We start from the raw sequence: 17,123 nt of genomic DNA, 5'->3' as shown, positions 1-17,123 counted from the left end.
CTTTGAGGTTGCAGATAAAGTTGACGTGGTTTAAAGAGATTTTCGCAGAGTATTACTGTACTTTAAAGGTCTTGAGATAGCTGTCTTTTCCTACTTGACCTTCGAAGGTTCTACCATTTTCAAGGTAAGGAAGGTCATCTGATACTGAGGCCTTAACCTTGTAAATCTTGCCATCAACTTTAAAGAAGTAGACGGTGTCGCCCTTGATAACAGCTGATTTGAGGTCTGCTACTACTCCCTTGATGCTTTCTGTCGTTGCATTGTCAATTTCAAGGTCGTTTTTATTGGCATACTTGCTGAGCATCTCTTCCACTGTAGTAGCTACGATAACATTTTGGTACTCGACTGCGTCTACTAGAGCATACTCTTTGACCAAGCCAGCATTGTCCTTCAAACCCATGATGTAGAAAGGCTTGTCATTGAGGTTGATGAGGATTGGGAAGGTTGCTTTGTAGGATTTCTCCTGAACAGCACCTTCTGCTGATTCACGGGCTGATTCTTCTGTCGCAGAAGCCAAGCTATACTTAGTAATTTCTCCTGTTCGCATATTTTCAAGGATGAAACCAAGATTACTCTCATCCGCATTAGCCGACGTCACACCTGTGTAGAGATAGATGTCATTACCGATAGACAAGTAATTATAGCCATTGGTAGTCTGGGTCACGTTTTTCTTGGAAATCATGGCATTCAAGAAACCGTCCTTGTACTTGCCGTTGTAGTTGATTTGCTCAATGGTTTCCTCTGCTGGATAGATCCTATCCACCCATTCTGGAACATCTGATAAGCTGTATTCCTTGGTTTCTCCATTTGTAGCATCCAAGATAATGACTGAAGCAGGACGAGGAACCGCAAGTCCAAATTGCTTTTGGTAAACCGTTGCTACATAGAAAGGATTGCCCTCATCGTCCACCTCAAAAGATGGAGTTTTAAAGATTTTGGTCGGGTACTTCAAGCGCAGGTGACGTTTGACATCACGGTTAAAATACTCCGAGTCTGAATACTTGATTGGTGTCTTCAAGTCCACCAAATCCGCATTTCCAGTTACCATGTCCACCTTGATATACTCACCGATTCCCTTGGCTTGATTGTTAAACCATTTGATAGGGTCTGCATATTCTAGTGGTGTGACCCGATAAGGTTTCCCATCAATTGTCAATTGGGTATAGGTATCTGCCGCTACGTATTGCGACACCTTATCGGTTAGGGAACCCAAGTAGCGGTCTCCAATTTTTTCAGCAGTACTTCTATCTAGGATAGGAACCTTACTGGTGTCACTCTTAGGAAATTCAGTAAAGTCTTTTTCCGTAACCGTGACTACATTGGCATAATTTTTAGCCTGAAACATGCTGGAAGTTACCAAGGAAACCAAAGCTGCCAAGAGAAGAATTCCTCCAATCGAAGCTAACAGGATTTTCCCTAACCGATTGATTTTGAAACCCTCAAGATTTAAGGCAGCTTCCGCCTTGCCGTGGCGCACATGAACCGTTTTGACAAGGTTTATCCCCTTGCCAAAGCCAAATAAGATTGCTACAAGCAGCAAATGCCCACAGAGGAAAAAGAGAAATTCCCAGCTGGTCAGGTTAAGGGGCGGTAAAAAGATATACCAGGTCGTTGCGATAAAAATAAGTTCAAAGACTATTCGTTTCATTTGCTTTCCTCCTAAATGATTCGTCCTTCCAAGTGATCCAACTCATGCTGGCAAATCTGAGCTGGGAAGCCTGTCAAGGTAATGGTCTGTTCCTGCCACTTAATGTCTCGATAGGACACCGTTATGCTTTCATAACGCTTAGTTGATCTCACACCTACCAAGGACAAACAGCCTTCTTCTGCCTCATAGGATCCTTCAAAGGACAGAAGCACTGGGTTAAACATGACCACGGGAACCAAGCCAAGATTAAAGATAATCACGCGCTTTTGCACCCCAATCATATTGGCAGCTAGACCAATGCAGGTCTCACGATTTGCTAAGAGTGTATCCTGCAAATCTCTGGCAAGATAAAGGTCTTCCTGACTTGCCGGCTGAGATACCTGAGATAAAAACAAAATATCTTTTACAATTTTCTTTTCCACTTCCTCACACTCCTCTTGTTTTTTACTATATTATAACAATTATAGCACAAAAGCCGATAACTGCAAGCCCTTTCCCTCAACTGTAGCAAAAAGCCATCCGAAGATGACTTTTTTGCTACTTATACTCAATGAAAATCAAAAAGCAAACTAGGAAGCTAGCCACAGGTTGCTCAAAACACTGTTTTNNGGTTTGAAGAGATTTTCAAAGAGTATTAATTTCTTTATAAATTACTTCCATCCCACGCTTAACAGCTGGACGATTGGCAATTTTTTCTGCCCATTTTACTAAATTCTGGTAACTTGAGGCATCCAAGAATTTTGCAGAACCTTGGTAAAGTTTTCCTTGAACTAACTGTCCATACCAAGACCAGATGGCAATATCTGCAATCGTATAGTCATTGCCTGCAATATAAGGTTTCTGAGCCAATTCCTTATCCAATAAATCCAACTGGCGTTTCACTTCCATCGTAAAACGGTTAATAGGATATTCCAATTTTTCAGGAGCATAATTGAAGAAATGTCCAAATCCCCCACCTAGAAAAGGTGCTGCACCTGCTTGCCAGAATAGCCAATTCAAAACTTCTACCTTTTCCACAGGATTACTTGGTAAAAAGGCTCCAAATTTCTCAGCAAGGTAAAGAAGAATATGAGCAGACTCAAAGACTCTTACGTTTTCAGTACCTGACTGGTCCAATAAGGCTGGAATCTTGGAATTTGGATTGAGCTTCACAAAGTCTGAGCCGAATTGATCCCCATCCATGATAGCAATCTTATACAAGTCGTAAGCCGCTTCCTTAAAACCAGCTTCTAGTAATTCTTCCAATAAGATAGTAACCTTCACACCATTTGGTGTTCCCAGTGAATAAAGCTGAAAAGCTTGTTCTCCTTTTGGCAAGTTTTGTTCGAAACGGGCACCTGCTGTTGGTCTGTTTAGCCCCGTAAAAGCTCCTTGATTACTAGCTTCATCCTGCCATACGGTCGGTAATTGATATGCTGACATCCGAAACCTCCCTTAAATCGCATTCTTGTCAAAACCGAGTTTGCGTTGAATAAACTTAACGATTTCGACGATGATAATCATTGAGAAGCTTCCAGCCATAACAATTCCCCATTGTGACAAGTCTAGTTTGGTTACGTGGAAGATTCCTTCAAGCGGTTCTACAACGATTGTTGCCATGAGAAGGATAAAGGATACCAAGATGGACCAGTTAAAGGTCTTAGACTTGAATGGGCCAACTGTCAAGATGGATTGGTAGACAGACTTGACATTGTAGGCATGGAAGAGCTGAATCAAACCAAGGGTTGCAAAGGCCATCGTTAGGGCATCTGCATGAATAGCATGATTGTCACCCACATGAACTGGGTAAGCAATCGCAAGGCCATAAACACTCATAACAAGAGCTGCTTGGAGTACACCTTGATAAATGATAGAACTCAAAACACCACCTGAGAAGAAGCTTGCCTTGCGTCCACGTGGTTTATGATTCATGACACCAGGCTCCGCAGGTTCAACACCAAGAGCGATAGCTGGGAAGGTATCCGTTACCAAGTTGATCCACAAAAGATGAACCGGCTGCAAGACATCCCAACCAAACAAGGTTGATAGGAAGATGGTTAATACTTCAGCAGTATTAGCAGAAAGTAGGTACTGAATAGTCTTTTGAATGTTTGAGAAGACCTTACGTCCTTCTTCCACTGCGACGATAATAGTCGCAAAGTTATCATCTGCAAGAATCATATCAGAAGCCCCCTTAGAAACCTCTGTACCAGTGATTCCCATACCGATACCGATATCGGCTGTTTTCAGAGCTGGCGCGTCATTGACACCGTCACCTGTCATGGCAACGACTTTACCTTGTTTTTGCCAAGCCTTGACGATACGAACCTTGTGTTCTGGAGACACACGGGCATAAACAGAGTATTGACCAACGACTTTTTCAAATTCTTCATCTGACAGTTCATTGAGTTCAGCACCAGTTAAAACGTGACCTTCTGTATCGTTTGCGTCAATGATTCCCAAACGTTTGGCAATGGCTTCCGCTGTGTCTTGGTGGTCACCTGTAATCATAATTGGACGGATTCCCGCTTCCTTAGCCACACGAACAGCCTCAGCGGCTTCAGGACGTTCAGGGTCAATCATCCCAATCAAACCAGTAAAAATTAAATCATTTTCAAGTTCTTCAGAAGTGAGATTTTCTGGAATACTATCGATAATCTTATAAGCACCTGCAAGGACACGCAAGGCTTGATGAGCCATTTCAGAATTGTTTGTATGAATGAGATTTGTAACCTTCTCATCAATCGGAGCAATATCCCCAGCCTTATCACGAAGAAGACAACGTTTTAAGAGTTGGTCTGGCGCACCCTTGACTGCTACAAGGAAACGACCATCTGGCAATGGGTGAACTGTTGACATGAGCTTACGGTTAGAGTCAAATGGCAATTCAGCTACACGAGGATATTTCTCTAAGAAACCTTTGACATCATAGCCCTTGTCCAAGGCATATTGGATAAAGGCTGTTTCGGTTGGGTCACCAATCAAGTTACCTTCCACATCGATTTTCGTATCATTAGCCAAGACAACTGAACGAAGTAGTGGCATTTCAAGACCTAGTTCAATATCATCAGCTGAGTCATGTAGAACCGCATCGTAGAAGACTTTTTCGACTGTCATCTTGTTCATAGTCAGCGTACCAGTCTTATCAGAAGCGATGATTTCAGTTGAACCAAGTGTTTCAACTGCTGGCAACTTACGAACGATGGAATGTCGTTTGGCCAAAACTTGAGTACCAAGAGAAAGAACGATGGTAACGATAGCAGGAAGTCCTTCTGGAATGGCTGCAACGGCAAGGGCAACAGAAGTCAACAACTCACCAAGTGGATTTTTCCCTTGAATGAAGACACCCACTACAAAAGTAACAAGGGCAATGACCAAGATAGCATAGGTCAAGACCTTAGAAAGGTTGTTCAAGTTTTGTTTGAGTGGTGTATCAGTCTCATCCGCATCTTGAAGCATACCAGCAATATGACCAACTTCAGTGTACATACCTGTATTGACAACAACACCCATCCCACGACCATAGGTTACGTTTGAGTTTTGGAAGGCCATGTTGACACGGTCACCAATACCAGCATCTGTCGCAAGCTCGACTGACAAGTCTTTTTCGACTGGTACAGATTCACCCGTCAAGGCTGCTTCTTCAATTTTAAGAGAGTTGGCTTCTAGCAAACGTAGGTCCGCTGGTACCACGTCACCTGCTTCAAGGGCAACGATATCGCCTGGTACCAATTCTTTAGAGTCAATCTCTGCCATGTGTCCATCACGAAGAACGCGGGCAGCTGGACTAGACATGGATTTGAGGGCTTCAATAGCTTCTTCAGCTTTTCCTTCTTGGTAAACACCAAAGGCAGCGTTGATGATAACCACAGCTAGGATGATAATGGCATCTGCGATATCTTCCCCACCAGAAGTCACGACTGACAAGATTGCTGCCGCAACTAGGATGATAATCATCAAATCCTTAAATTGCTCGATGAATTTGACCAAGATTGATCGTTTCTCGCCTTCTTCGAGTTCATTGTGCCCAAATTCGGCAAGGCGCTTTTCCGCCTCACTTGATGACAAACCTTGCTCGGTCGCATCCATAGCCTGCAAGACCTCTTCAGGGCTCTGAGTATAAAACGCTTGGCGTTTTTGTTCTTTTGACATGTGTCTCCTCCTTGACATTGTGTGCAAAACAGACTCTCTTTCTGTCATATCTTTTCACGACAAACAAAAAGAGACCTGTTAATCATAACAAGTCTCGCTGTTTAAGATAGGGCCGGAAAGCATACTTTTCAGCATAAAATTCGGAATGACGACACTATCACAGGTTTCTGCCAGCTACTCCCTTGAGTAGTACCATTATACCAAATTTTGGGGAGTTTTAAAAGAGTAAAAACTACCTTATTTGAATTTTCCCTTGAAAACCAGTATAATGGTAGAATGCTATATGACTAGAAAGGAAGTTGAATGAAGCAATCTATCTCAAATCTCAAGTTAGCTGAACGTGGTGCCATTATCAGTATTTCAACCTACCTGCTCTTGTCTGCAGCGAAATTGGCTACTGGCCATCTTCTTCATTCATCCAGTTTGGTGGCCGATGGTTTCAACAACGTGTCGGACATCATTGGAAATGTGGCCCTCTTGATTGGAATCAGGATGGCACGCCAGCCTGCTGACCGAGACCACCGTTTTGGCCACTGGAAGATTGAGGATTTGGCTAGCTTAATCACTTCCATCATCATGTTCTATGTTGGCTTTGATGTTCTAAGGGATACCATTCAAAAGATTCTCAGTCGGGAAGAAACGGTCATTGATTCTCTGGGTGCAACTCTAGGAATTATGTCTGCAGCGATCATGTTTGTGGTCTATCTCTACAATACTCGCCTCAGTAAGAAATCTAACTCCAAGGCACTAAAGGCTGCCGCCAAGGACAATCTTTCTGACGCTGTTACCTCACTTGGAACCACCATTGCCATCCTAGCTAGTAGTTTCAATTATCCCATTGTGGATAAACTGGTTGCCATTATCATCACTTTCTTTATCTTGAAGACTGCCTATGATATCTTTATCGAGTCTTCCTTTAGTCTTTCGGATGGCTTTGACGACCGTCTGCTTGAGGACTATCAAAAGGCTATCATGGAAATTCCCAAAATCAGCAAGGTCAAATCGCAAAGAGGTCGTACCTACGGTAGCAATATCTACCTTGATATTACGCTAGAGATGAACCCTGACCTGTCTGTTTTTGAGAGTCATGAAATCGCGGATCAGGTCGAGTCTATGCTGGAAGAACGTTTTGGGGTTTTTGATACCGATGTCCATATTGAGCCAGCGCCTATCCCTGAGGATGAAATTTTAGACAATGTCTATAAAAAATTGCTCATGCGTGAACAATTGATTGACCAAGGAAATCAACTGGAAGAACTCTTAGCTGATGATTTTGTCTATATTCGTCAGGATGGAGAACAGATGGATAAAGAGGCTTATAAAGCCGAAAAAGACTTGAATTCAGCTATCAAGGACATCCAAATCACTTCCATCAGTCAAAAGACCAAACTCATCTGCTATAAATTGGACGGAATTGTCCATACCAGTATCTGGCGTCGCCATGAAACTTGGCAAAATGTCTTCCACCAGGAAACCAAAAAAGAATAGAGAAATCCTGTCATGAGACGGGATTTTTCTATTCTTCTAGCTATCAAAGTCACTGAGATACTCATAGCGTTCGTATTTTTCAAGGAGTGCTTCGTTTTTCTCATCTAGTTCTTTTTGAAGAGTAGCTAGTTTGCCAAAGTCAGAACCATTGGCCTGCATTTCCTCTTCAATAGCAGCGATACGATTTTCCAAGGCTTCAATATCGCCTTCAATGCTTGCCCACTCCTGCTTTTCTTGGTAGGTCATGCGTTTCTTGTCTTCTCGAACCTTGACCACTTTTTCCTTTTCGGCCTTTTGCACTTGATTGACCATCTCTGTTTCAAAGGCTTTTTCATCAAGATAGTCGGTATAATGACCAAAGAAAGGACGAATCTTGCCATCTTCAAAAGCCAGAATCTTGGTCGCTACCTTATCCAAGAAATAGCGGTCGTGACTAACAGTCAAAACTGGACCAGCAAAGCCTTGCAAGAAATTCTCCAAAACTGTTAAGGTTGCAATGTCCAAATCATTGGTCGGCTCGTCCAAAAGGAGAACATTTGGTTTTTCCAAAAGCAATTTGAGGAGATAAAGACGTTTTTTCTCTCCCCCAGACAATTTCTCAATCAAGGTTCCATGCGTCGAACGTGGGAAAAGGAACTGCTCCAGCAACTCTGCAATCGAAGTCGTAGAACCACCGCTGGTTTTGACCTCTTCTGCCACTTCCTGTAGATAATTGATCACTCGCTTGCTTTCATCCAAGCCCTCAATTTGCTGAGAGAAATAGGCGATGCGAACAGTTTCCCCTATCACAACTTGTCCTGCTGTCGGCTCAAGACTGCCTGCAATCAGGTTGAGCAGGGTTGATTTTCCAACACCGTTGTCCCCAACAATTCCAATACGGTCTTTGGCCTGAACTAAGAGATTAAAATCTTGCAAAATAGGCTTGTTTTCATAGGCGAAGGAAACATCCTGAAACTCGATGACTTTTTTCCCAATCCGACTAGTCTCAAAATTCATGGTCAAGTCTGTCTCAGCAACGCCTACTGAAACATCCTTTTTCAGATCATGGAAACGATTGATACGAGCCTGCTGCTTGGTTGCACGCGCCTGCGGTTGTCTGCGCATCCAGGCCAATTCTTGCTTATAAAGTTGTTCTTTTTTGTGGAGAAGAGCTGCGTCACGCTCATCCTGTTCCGCCTTTAGGCGAACATAGTCCTGATAATTGCCCTGATATTCGGTCAAGCTTGCGCGATCCAATTCGAAAATCCGAGTTGACAAAGCGTCCAAGAAATAGCGATCATGGGTGATAAAGAGAACCGTCTTCTTAGAATTTTTCAAAAAGAGGGTCAGCCACTCAATAGTCGCAATATCCAGATGGTTGGTCGGCTCGTCCAGCAGCAAGAGGTCGTGATTACCAAGAAGAACTTGCGCCAACTGGACCCGTCTTCTTAGACCACCTGACAATTCCCCAACAGGAGTAGATAAGTCCTGAATCCCCAGCTTGCTGAGAACAGTCTTGACCTGACTCTCGATTTCCCAAGCTTGGAGAGAGTCCATTTCAGCCATGACCCGTTCCAAACGAGCCTGCTTGTCCTCACTGTAGTTGAGCATGATCAACTCATACTCACGAATGAGCTGGATTTCCTTGAGGTCGCTGGAAAGAACCGTATCCAAGACCGTCTTGCTATCATCAAAATCAGGATCTTGAGTCAAATAACCAATCTGGTAATCATTCTTAGCCGAAAAGGGACTGACATCCCCATCAAAGCCAGAAACGCCAGAAAGAACATCTAAAAGGGTGGTCTTCCCTGTTCCATTGACACCAATCAAACCAATTCTGTCTAGGTCATGGATGATAAAGGAAATATCCTTAAAAACGGTCTTGTCACCGACGGATTTACTTAGTTTTTCAACAATAAAATCACTCATTTTTTCTCCCTCAGGTAAGCATGGATGGCTTGACGGTCATTTTCCAATTCTCCATCGACAATGGCATACTCAATCTCTGTTAAAATCTCTCCCAAGTCTGGTCCGGGCTGATAACCATATTCCTTGATCAAAATGCCACCATTAATCTGAATTTCTTTCTTGTCATGAATGGTCAAACTCTGATAGGTTTCTGTTATGACTTGTGGGTTGACTGGTTTTCCCTGGGTCTGACGAAGATTTTCAGCCTGTAAAAGCAACTCCAAGTCAAAGCGATAACAATCGCGCTTGCTCAATTCTCCCTTTTCACGCAAAGCCAAAATAGTCAGCAAATCCTGAACTTGCTTGGCAAACTGACGTGAGGTCTTCCAAGCTTTCAAAAATGGCTGCGCATTTTCAATCTCCAAAGCCCACAGTAGAGCCGCCCAAGCTTGCTCTGAAGATTCAAAGGTGAAATCAGTCTCTAAATCAAACAGTCTGTTAAGTTTGTCTTGGCTAGATGCCAGATTAGGGAGATAGTCATAAGCTTGACTCTCAATCATGGAAGCCAAGCCCCTTCTCCAAAATGGAGCCAGCAAGAGTTTATCAAACTCAACGAAGGTACGCTCCACAGAAATTTTCTCCAAAAGTGGCGTCAATGTCTTCATAGCTTTAAAGGTTTCTGGCTCAAGTTCAAAGCCAAGACTAGCCTGAAAACGGAAACCACGCATAATTCGTAGAGCATCTTCGTTGAAACGCTCACTAGCCACTCCAACCGCTCGTAAGACTTGCTTTTCCAAATCTTCTAAACCATGAAACAAGTCAATGATTTCCCCTGTCTCGTCCAAGGCAAAGGCATTGACTGTAAAATCACGGCGCTTAAGGTCTTCTTCTAGCGAGCGAACAAAAGAAACCGCACTGGGTCTGCGATAGTCCACATAGACATCCTCTGTCCGAAAGGTGGTTACCTCATACTCCTCATCCCCATCTAAGACCAAGACGGTTCCATGCTCGATTCCGATATCGGCTGTTCGCGGAAAAATCTGCTTGGTCTCTTCTGGATAAGAAGACGTCGCAATATCCACATCATGGATAGGGCGATTGAGAAGGGCATCTCGAACAGAACCTCCAACAAAATAGGCCTCAAAACCTGCTTCTTTAATTTTTTCTAATACTGGTAAAGCCTTCTGAAATTCAGAAGGCATTTGCGTTAATCTCATAATAAGCGTTCTAATCCATAGACAAGCTCATGACGCTTGACAACTTCTTTAATTCCCAAATTCACCCCTGTCATGAAGGAGCTGCGATCATAGGAGTCATGACGGAGCGTCAATCCTTCTCCCTGATTGCCAAAGATGACTTCCTGATGGGCTACCAAGCCTGGTAAACGAACTGAGTGAATCCGCATGCCATCAAAGTCAGCACCACGGGCACCTGCAATCAATTCTTCCTCATCAGGCGCACCTTGCTGAATAGACTCTCGAACTTCTGCCATTAACTCAGCCGTTTTAATAGCTGTTCCACTCGGAGCATCCTTTTTCTTGTCATGATGGAGCTCGATAATCTCCACATTGGGGAAATATTTAGCAGCCTGCCTTGCAAATTGCATAAGCAAGACAGCACCCAAGGCAAAATTTGGAGCGATCAAGCCACCCAAATCTTGGGCACGAGAAAATACTTTTAGCTCTGTAATTTCTTCACTCGTGAAACCAGTCGTTCCAACTACTGGAGCAAAGCCATTTTCAAGAGCAAAACGTGTATTTTCATAGGCAACAGCTGGTGTAGTAAAGTCTACCCAGACATCCGCTTCAAAGCCTGCTAAATCAGTCTTATCCTTGAAAACAGGAATTCCCTGCCATTCTGATTCAGACTCAAAGGGATCCAAAACTGCTACCAAATCCAAGTCTGGATCAGCCAAGACCATCTGACAAGCAGCTTGCCCCATCTTTCCCTTAAAACCAGCAATAATTACTCGAATACTCATCTCTACTCCTGTCTAAGATACAAGGCCTGTAAGAACACAAAGTGAAAATAGGAATTCTGATCAAGAAGTGTCTACTCCTTGGAAGAACTATCTTTTTCACACAGGGTCCCAGGCGTGTTCAATTATCAAGATACAAAGGACCTTAGCTGCCCATGAAAAATAGGGAATGACGCTGACTTGCCACGAAAGGCAAGACAGGCATCTTTTTTCAAGAGGCAGGTAGTCCGTGTTCAATTGCTAAGATACAAGGCATCTTAACTAGCCTAAAAGTGCCAACTAAATCACTGGAATATAACCCAGAGCAATACTTCCTGCTCCTAGGTGGGTTCCAATGACACTACCGAATGTAGCAAGCGAAACATCTGAACTTAATCCAGATTCAATCAAGTGCTGACGCAATTCTTCAGCCTTTTCAGGAGCATTCCCATGAATGACAATGACCCGATATTGGCCTGAAGCCGTTGTTTCCTTGATGATTTCAATCAAGCGCTTGGTTGCTTTCTTTTCCGTACGAACTTTTTCGTAAACTTCAATCACACCTTGATCGTTAAAATAAAGGATTGGCTTAATGCTAAGCAAATTGCCCAAAATGGCAGCCCCATTTGAAAGGCGCCCACCTTTTACCAAATGATCCAGGTCATCTACCATGATAAAAGCTGACGTACGGCTGATTTGAATAGCTAGCTTATCCTGAATGATAGCAAAATCATCGCCCTGATCTCGCCAGTTAAAGACGCTTTCAACCATGATGCCTAGGGGAGCGCTTGTAATCAAAGTGTCTGGGAAAGCAATGGTTAAACCTTCATAGTCATCCACCATATACTGAATATTTTGGTAAAAACCTGAAATTCCAGAAGATAGGAACAGCCCCAAGGCATGTGTATAACCTTGTTCTTTGAGCGAAGTTAAGATCTCATCTAACTTGGCAATACTTGGTTGACTGGTCTTAGGCAATTCAGAAGCCTGAGCCATTTTTGGGTAAAATTCCTCAGCAGTCAGATTGATGCCTTCGACATACTCCTCACCATCAATATTGACAGGAATATCCAAGACATACAAATCTTCTCTTTGCAAGGTCTCTGCACTGAGATAGGCAGAAGAATCTGTGATAACAGCTAGTTTCATATTAGAACTCCAAATTGATTCCTGGTAAGTCTAATGCAATTTCAGTTACTTCGTAAGTCAAACGGTTGAGCATATTCAAACATGGACGAGCCAAAGTTTCCACTTCTTCTTGGCTCAATTCACTTGGTTCATTGACAATACGGCCATCGATATGATTTACCTGTGAAATGGTTCCACTGATGACAAACTTATCAAATACAATCATAAATGTCAAGATGACAATCAAGGAAGTCACTTGATTTTCTTGATTATGTTGGAGCAATTGGAAGTTCACATCCACCTTAGTTTCAGGAGCTCCATTTTCATTTTCCCATTCAAAATTACGCGCATCAAAATGATACTGACTAACAAATTCTTGTTCACGTTTAAGATTCATATCTTTCTCCCTCGGCTACAATATTATAAGCTATTGTACCATAATTTTTTATTTTCATCTAGTTTTCTAAGTTTTAGTCCATCCCAATTTCAGCTCGAACTACGTCTGCGATGGTATCAACATAGTAGTCAACTTCTTCTGTGGTAGGCGCTTCTGCCATAACACGCAAGAGGGGCTCTGTTCCACTTGGGCGTACTAAGATACGACCATTCCCTGCCATTTCTTCTTCCATCTTCTCGATGATAGCCTTGATAGCTGGCACTTCCATAGCCTTTTCCTTCACGGCATTTTCCACTCGGATATTGACTAATTTTTGTGGATAGATGGTTACTTCTGCTGCCAACTCTGACAAGCTCTTACCAGTTTCCTTCATGATTTTTGTCAATTGGACAGCGGATAATTGACCATCACCTGTTGTATTGTAGTCCATCAAGATAACGTGCCCAGATTGTTCACCACCGAGGTTGTAGCCTGATTTTCGCATTTCTTCAACAACGTAGCGGTCGCCAACTGCAGTGACTACCTTGTTAATACCTTCGCGATCCAAGGCCTTGTGGAAACCAAGGTTAGACATAACAGTTGTCACAATTGTATTTTGAGCCAATTGTCCTTTTTCAGAAAGGTATTTCCCAATGATGTACATAATCTTGTCACCATCGACGATGTCGCCATTTTCATCAACAGCAATCAAACGGTCACTGTCTCCATCAAAGGCCAAACCAATAGCTGAGCCGCTTTCTTTGACCACTTCTTGAAGGGTTTCTGGGTGGGTTGAACCAACATTAAGGTTGATGTTAAGACCATCTGGTGTTTCCCCTATAACAGTCAACTGAGCACCAAGGTCTGCAAAGATTTGACGGGCACTTGTAGAAGCTGCACCATTAGCTGTATCCAAGGCAACCTTCATTCCTTCAAGAGGAGTTCCAGTTGAAACAAGGTAGCCTTCATACTTACGCAAGCCTTCTGGATAATCTACCAAAGTTCCCAAGCCTTCTGCACTTGGACGAGGAAGAGTGTCTTCCGCAGCATCTAGCAAGGCTTCAATTTCTGCTTCTTTTTCGTCATCTAGTTTGAAGCCATCACCGCCAAAGAACTTGATTCCATTATCAAGGGCTGGGTTGTGGCTAGCAGAAATCATGACACCGGCGCTTGCTCCCTCAGTTTTTACCAAGTAAGCTACTGCTGGTGTCGCCAGAACACCTAGTTTGTATACGTGAATTCCTACAGATAGAAGACCAGCTACCAAGGCAGATTCTAGCATTTCCCCTGAAATACGTGTGTCACGTCCTATAAAGACTTTCGGTGCTTCCGTTTCATGTTGACTAAGAACATAGCCTCCAAAACGTCCGAGCTTAAAAGCTAATTCTGGAGTAAGTTCCACATTAGCTTCTCCACGGACTCCATCAGTCCCAAAATATTTACCCATTTTTATAAAATCCTTTTTCTATTTTTAATTCGTTTTTGAACTAGTTGCTTTCGTTGACGAAGATGTCTCCGATGAACTGCTTGTAGTTGAATTTGATGTGCTTGAACTTGGTGCTGCTGGTTTTGTAGTTACCTTCATTGTTGTATCAAAGGGAGTGATAACTGTCGGTAAGACAACACCATTGCGGTCGATTGCCTGCAAAGGTACTGAACCACTGTAATTACCTGTTATGTGTTCGCTAGTTGGCAAGACAGCGATAATCTTATCAATTCTATCCAATGTCTCTTGATCACTCGTAATCGACACTTCTTCATCTGACACCGTGACATTTTCAATCTGTACCCGACTATCAATTTGACTAGGGTCAATCTCTGGTACAACCTTTACCTTATCCTTCTGAGCCTTCTTCCCAATCTTGACTGTAATTTTTTGCGGAGTCGCCACAGCGGTCAGCCCATTGGGTAAATCTTCAATGCTCAAAGGAACTTCAATCGTTCCAACACTGGCATCTGTTAGGTCAGCAGTAACCTTGAATTTACGTGTGCTTTCTTGCATTTCACTAGCTAGCGATAGGCGATTTGCACCAGTCAAGACCACTGAGACTTCTGAAGCAAAACCGCTAATAAAATACTCATCACTATTATAGCGTATGTCAATAGGAACATTTGTTACTGTATTCGTATAGGTTTCCGTTTTTACCTGCCTAGCACTGGTACTGTTTTGAAAATTCGTCGCCGTAGCATAGACAAATAAGACACAAGCAAAAAAGAGTGAGGATATGATATATAAACTATTTTTTTTCATGTTTCCATCCTCCTAGCAATCGTTCTTTAAAACTAAGACCCGCTTCCTCTTTTGGAAGTAAGATTTCACGTAATTCTGTTTCAAATTCATCAAGTGTTAGGTTGTGCTTAAAGCTTCCATTATAGGTTATCGAAATTCCTCCCGTTTCCTCTGATACGACAAAAGTCAAGGCATCTGAGACTTCTGATAAACCGATAGCCGCCCGGTGTCTGGTCCCAAATTCCTTGGAAATCCCTGTGTTTTTTGTCAAGGGCAGATAGGCAGACGTCACAGCAATACGTTCTTCTTTGATAATCACCGCACCATCATGTAGGGGAGTGTTGGGAATAAAAATGTTAATGAGAAGTTCTGCAGAAATCTTAGCATCCAAGGGAATTCCTGTCGAAATATACTCCTGCAAGGTACGTACACGCTGAATAGCAACCAAGGCCCCGATTTTACGAGGACTCATGTATTCAACAGACTTAACAAAAGCACGAATCATCTGTTCCTCAGCACTAATAGGGGCATTGGAAAAGAAATCTGTCGCTCTTCCCAAACGTTCCAAACCAGTCCGAATCTCTGGAGAGAAGATAACAACCGCCGCAATAACCCCATAAGTAATAATTTGATTGATTAACCAAGAAATCGTAGTCAAACCAATCATATTTGCAAGGATTTGAGCTAAAATAAACACCAAAACTCCACGTACCAAAATCATAATCTTGGTTCCTGCAATAGCTTTTGTAAAATGGTATAAAATATAAGCAACAATCAAAATATCAATCAGATTGATAGCTATCGTCCATGGACTTGCAAACAAACTGGTCCAATATTGCAGATTGGATAATTGTTGAAAATTCATCCCTGATATCCTCCCTATCAAAACACTTTCGTCCTATTATACCATTTTCTGGCATTTTTCTGGCATTTTTTTCCCTATCCTAGTCCATTTTACATTGAGCAAAAATATGATACAATAAACTGACTAGAAAAAACAAAGGAGAAACCATGTCTCAACTCTATGATATTACCATTGTAGGTGGTGGTCCTGTCGGGCTTTTTGCAGCCTTTTATGCCCACCTACGCCAAGCCAAGGTCCAAATCATCGACTCTCTTCCCCAGCTAGGTGGACAACCTGCTATTCTCTACCCTGAAAAGGAAATCCTAGACGTCCCAGGTTTCCCAAACCTGACTGGAGAAGAGTTGACTAACCGTCTAATCGAGCAATTAAATGGCTTTGATACCCCTATTCATCTCAATGAAACGGTTCTTGAGATTGAAAAACAAGAAGAAGGCTTTGCCATCACAACTTCTAAAGGAAGTCGCCTGTCTAAAACTGTTATCATCGCTATGGGTGGCGGTGCCTTCAAACCACGTCCTCTGGAACTAGAAGGCGTTGAAGGCTATGAAAATATCCACTACCACGTTTCCAACATCCAGCAATATGCTGGTAAGAAAGTGACGATTCTTGGTGGAGGAGACTCAGCTGTGGATTGGGCTTTAGCTTTTGAAAAAATTGCGCCAACTACCCTTGTCCACCGCAGAGATAATTTCCGCGCCTTAGAACACAGTGTCCAAGCCTTGCAAGAATCATCTGTAACCATCAAGACACCATTCGTCCCTAGCCAACTCCTTGGAGATGGAAAAACGCTTGATAAACTTGAAATCACAAAAGTTAAATCTGATGAAACCGAAACGATTGACCTAGACCACCTTTTTATCAACTATGGTTTCAAATCTTCTGTCGGTAACCTCAAAAGCTGGGGGCTCGACCTCAACCGCCACAAGATTATCGTCAACAGCAAACAGGAATCCAGCCAAGCAGGTATCTATGCTATCGGTGACTGCTGCTACTATGACGGAAAAATTGACTTGATTGCGACAGGTCTCGGAGAAGCTCCAACTGCTGTCAATAATGCTATCAACTACATCGACCCTGAGCAAAAAGTACAACCAAAACACTCTACTAGTTTATAAAAAAGAACCACGAGTCACATAGGATTCGTGGTTTTAAAATGAACTACACCTCAAAAGTTAGACAGAAATACATCTAACTTCTGATATGCAGCCCACCTTCTCTTTGCTCTTGTTTGAATAAGAAATTTTTTGAAGAATCATTAGATTATACAAAGTATTCATATCAGCCTTTTAAAGCTATATAAAAACTCTCCAACTATTCTATTATACCATATAAAAAAATAAATAAATAGACTTGTTTTTTTCTTTTTTTGACGTATACTAATAATAGAAAGCGCTTTCCCGACTTTATCACTTA

At 42.5% G+C, this 17,123-nt stretch carries 14 protein-coding genes; 2 read left to right on the top strand and 12 right to left on the bottom strand.

The window, feature by feature from the left end; all coding sequences use genetic code 11:
- Window positions 1-52: 52 nt before the first annotated feature.
- The 4 genes from HT671_RS10140 to HT671_RS10125 all read right to left on the bottom strand — a co-directional run bounded on the left by HT671_RS10140 (window position 53) and on the right by HT671_RS10125 (window position 5,779).
- Window positions 53-1,648, bottom strand: a complete 1,596-nt coding sequence (locus HT671_RS10140) for a hypothetical protein (RefSeq protein WP_119948177.1) — start codon at window positions 1,646-1,648, stop codon at window positions 53-55.
- An 11-nt stretch (window positions 1,649-1,659) separates the two neighbouring features.
- The gene (locus HT671_RS10135; protein ID WP_050207907.1) at window positions 1,660-2,070 is read right to left on the bottom strand and encodes a peptide deformylase; all 411 of its coding nucleotides are present in this window, start codon (window positions 2,068-2,070) and stop codon (window positions 1,660-1,662) included.
- Window positions 2,071-2,272: 202 nt separating this feature from the next.
- Window positions 2,273-3,070: a glutathione-dependent disulfide-bond oxidoreductase gene (gene yghU / locus HT671_RS10130; protein WP_138703113.1), complete on the bottom strand. Its 798-nt coding sequence runs from the start codon at window positions 3,068-3,070 to the stop codon at window positions 2,273-2,275.
- 12 nt (window positions 3,071-3,082) lie between these two features.
- Window positions 3,083-5,779 (bottom strand): cation-translocating P-type ATPase, encoded by a 2,697-nt coding sequence (locus HT671_RS10125; protein ID WP_172923151.1) that lies wholly within the window; start codon window positions 5,777-5,779, stop codon window positions 3,083-3,085.
- 303 nt (window positions 5,780-6,082) lie between these two features.
- Here HT671_RS10125 and mntE point away from each other — a divergent pair, with 303 nt between their 5' ends.
- Window positions 6,083-7,267: a CDF family manganese efflux transporter MntE gene (gene mntE / locus HT671_RS10120; RefSeq protein WP_138703111.1), complete on the top strand. Its 1,185-nt coding sequence runs from the start codon at window positions 6,083-6,085 to the stop codon at window positions 7,265-7,267.
- Between the two features lie 36 nt (window positions 7,268-7,303).
- Here mntE and HT671_RS10115 read toward each other — a convergent pair whose 3' ends face one another.
- The 8 genes from HT671_RS10115 to cdaA form a co-directional block, all read right to left on the bottom strand.
- The gene (locus HT671_RS10115) at window positions 7,304-9,175 is read right to left on the bottom strand and encodes an ABC-F family ATP-binding cassette domain-containing protein (protein ID WP_138703110.1); all 1,872 of its coding nucleotides are present in this window, start codon (window positions 9,173-9,175) and stop codon (window positions 7,304-7,306) included.
- Window positions 9,172-10,371, bottom strand: a complete 1,200-nt coding sequence (locus tag HT671_RS10110) for a CCA tRNA nucleotidyltransferase (RefSeq protein ID WP_138703109.1) — start codon at window positions 10,369-10,371, stop codon at window positions 9,172-9,174. The genes HT671_RS10115 and HT671_RS10110 overlap by 4 nt, the downstream gene beginning before the upstream one ends.
- Window positions 10,368-11,135, bottom strand: coding sequence for a 4-hydroxy-tetrahydrodipicolinate reductase (gene dapB / locus HT671_RS10105; RefSeq protein WP_138703108.1), 768 nt, complete (start codon window positions 11,133-11,135; stop codon window positions 10,368-10,370). Before dapB ends, HT671_RS10110 begins: the two co-directional genes overlap by 4 nt.
- Window positions 11,136-11,411: 276 nt before the next feature.
- Window positions 11,412-12,260 (bottom strand): DegV family protein, encoded by an 849-nt coding sequence (locus HT671_RS10100; RefSeq protein WP_023933188.1) that lies wholly within the window; start codon window positions 12,258-12,260, stop codon window positions 11,412-11,414.
- 1 nt (window position 12,261) lies between these two features.
- Window positions 12,262-12,636: a DUF1149 family protein gene (locus HT671_RS10095; RefSeq protein WP_001050094.1), complete on the bottom strand. Its 375-nt coding sequence runs from the start codon at window positions 12,634-12,636 to the stop codon at window positions 12,262-12,264.
- Window positions 12,637-12,709: 73 nt separating this feature from the next.
- Window positions 12,710-14,062 carry a phosphoglucosamine mutase gene (glmM, locus tag HT671_RS10090; protein ID WP_100104670.1) on the bottom strand — a complete coding sequence of 451 codons (1,353 nt, stop codon included), beginning with the start codon at window positions 14,060-14,062 and terminating at the stop codon, window positions 12,710-12,712.
- Between the two features lie 24 nt (window positions 14,063-14,086).
- Window positions 14,087-14,866, bottom strand: coding sequence for a CdaR family protein (locus tag HT671_RS10085; protein WP_000742288.1), 780 nt, complete (start codon window positions 14,864-14,866; stop codon window positions 14,087-14,089).
- Window positions 14,853-15,710 carry a diadenylate cyclase CdaA gene (cdaA, locus tag HT671_RS10080; protein WP_001011065.1) on the bottom strand — a complete coding sequence of 286 codons (858 nt, stop codon included), beginning with the start codon at window positions 15,708-15,710 and terminating at the stop codon, window positions 14,853-14,855. Before cdaA ends, HT671_RS10085 begins: the two co-directional genes overlap by 14 nt.
- A gap of 146 nt (window positions 15,711-15,856) precedes the next feature.
- On the opposite strand from cdaA, the gene HT671_RS10075 reads away from it, so the two are divergent.
- A complete protein-coding gene (locus HT671_RS10075) occupies window positions 15,857-16,825 on the top strand; it encodes an NAD(P)/FAD-dependent oxidoreductase (RefSeq protein ID WP_138703107.1) in 969 nt (322 codons plus the stop codon).
- The last annotated feature ends 298 nt before the right edge of the window (window positions 16,826-17,123 follow it).

This window comes from Streptococcus sp. 2741 (genome assembly GCF_013276315.1).
Taxonomy (GTDB): Bacteria; Bacillota; Bacilli; order Lactobacillales; family Streptococcaceae; genus Streptococcus; species Streptococcus pseudopneumoniae.
Note: the sequence above shows the minus strand (reverse complement) of the source record. Positions and strands in the feature narration are given on the sequence as shown.

Excerpts from the sequence above, each read along its gene's own strand:
- HT671_RS10140 (WP_119948177.1), bottom strand. The coding sequence starts at position 1,648 with ATGAAACGAATAGTCTTTGAACTTATTTTTATCGCAACGACCTGGTAT.
- yghU (WP_138703113.1), bottom strand. The coding sequence starts at position 3,070 with ATGTCAGCATATCAATTACCGACCGTATGGCAGGATGAAGCTAGTAAT.
- HT671_RS10125 (WP_172923151.1), bottom strand. The coding sequence starts at position 5,779 with ATGTCAAAAGAACAAAAACGCCAAGCGTTTTATACTCAGAGCCCTGAA.
- mntE (WP_138703111.1), top strand. The coding sequence starts at position 6,083 with ATGAAGCAATCTATCTCAAATCTCAAGTTAGCTGAACGTGGTGCCATT.
- HT671_RS10115 (WP_138703110.1), bottom strand. The coding sequence starts at position 9,175 with ATGAGTGATTTTATTGTTGAAAAACTAAGTAAATCCGTCGGTGACAAG.
- HT671_RS10110 (WP_138703109.1), bottom strand. The coding sequence starts at position 10,371 with ATGAGATTAACGCAAATGCCTTCTGAATTTCAGAAGGCTTTACCAGTA.
- dapB (WP_138703108.1), bottom strand. The coding sequence starts at position 11,135 with ATGAGTATTCGAGTAATTATTGCTGGTTTTAAGGGAAAGATGGGGCAA.
- HT671_RS10100 (WP_023933188.1), bottom strand. The coding sequence starts at position 12,260 with ATGAAACTAGCTGTTATCACAGATTCTTCTGCCTATCTCAGTGCAGAG.
- HT671_RS10095 (WP_001050094.1), bottom strand. The coding sequence starts at position 12,636 with ATGAATCTTAAACGTGAACAAGAATTTGTTAGTCAGTATCATTTTGAT.
- glmM (WP_100104670.1), bottom strand. The coding sequence starts at position 14,062 with ATGGGTAAATATTTTGGGACTGATGGAGTCCGTGGAGAAGCTAATGTG.
- HT671_RS10085 (WP_000742288.1), bottom strand. The coding sequence starts at position 14,866 with ATGAAAAAAAATAGTTTATATATCATATCCTCACTCTTTTTTGCTTGT.
- cdaA (WP_001011065.1), bottom strand. The coding sequence starts at position 15,710 with ATGAATTTTCAACAATTATCCAATCTGCAATATTGGACCAGTTTGTTT.
- HT671_RS10075 (WP_138703107.1), top strand. The coding sequence starts at position 15,857 with ATGTCTCAACTCTATGATATTACCATTGTAGGTGGTGGTCCTGTCGGG.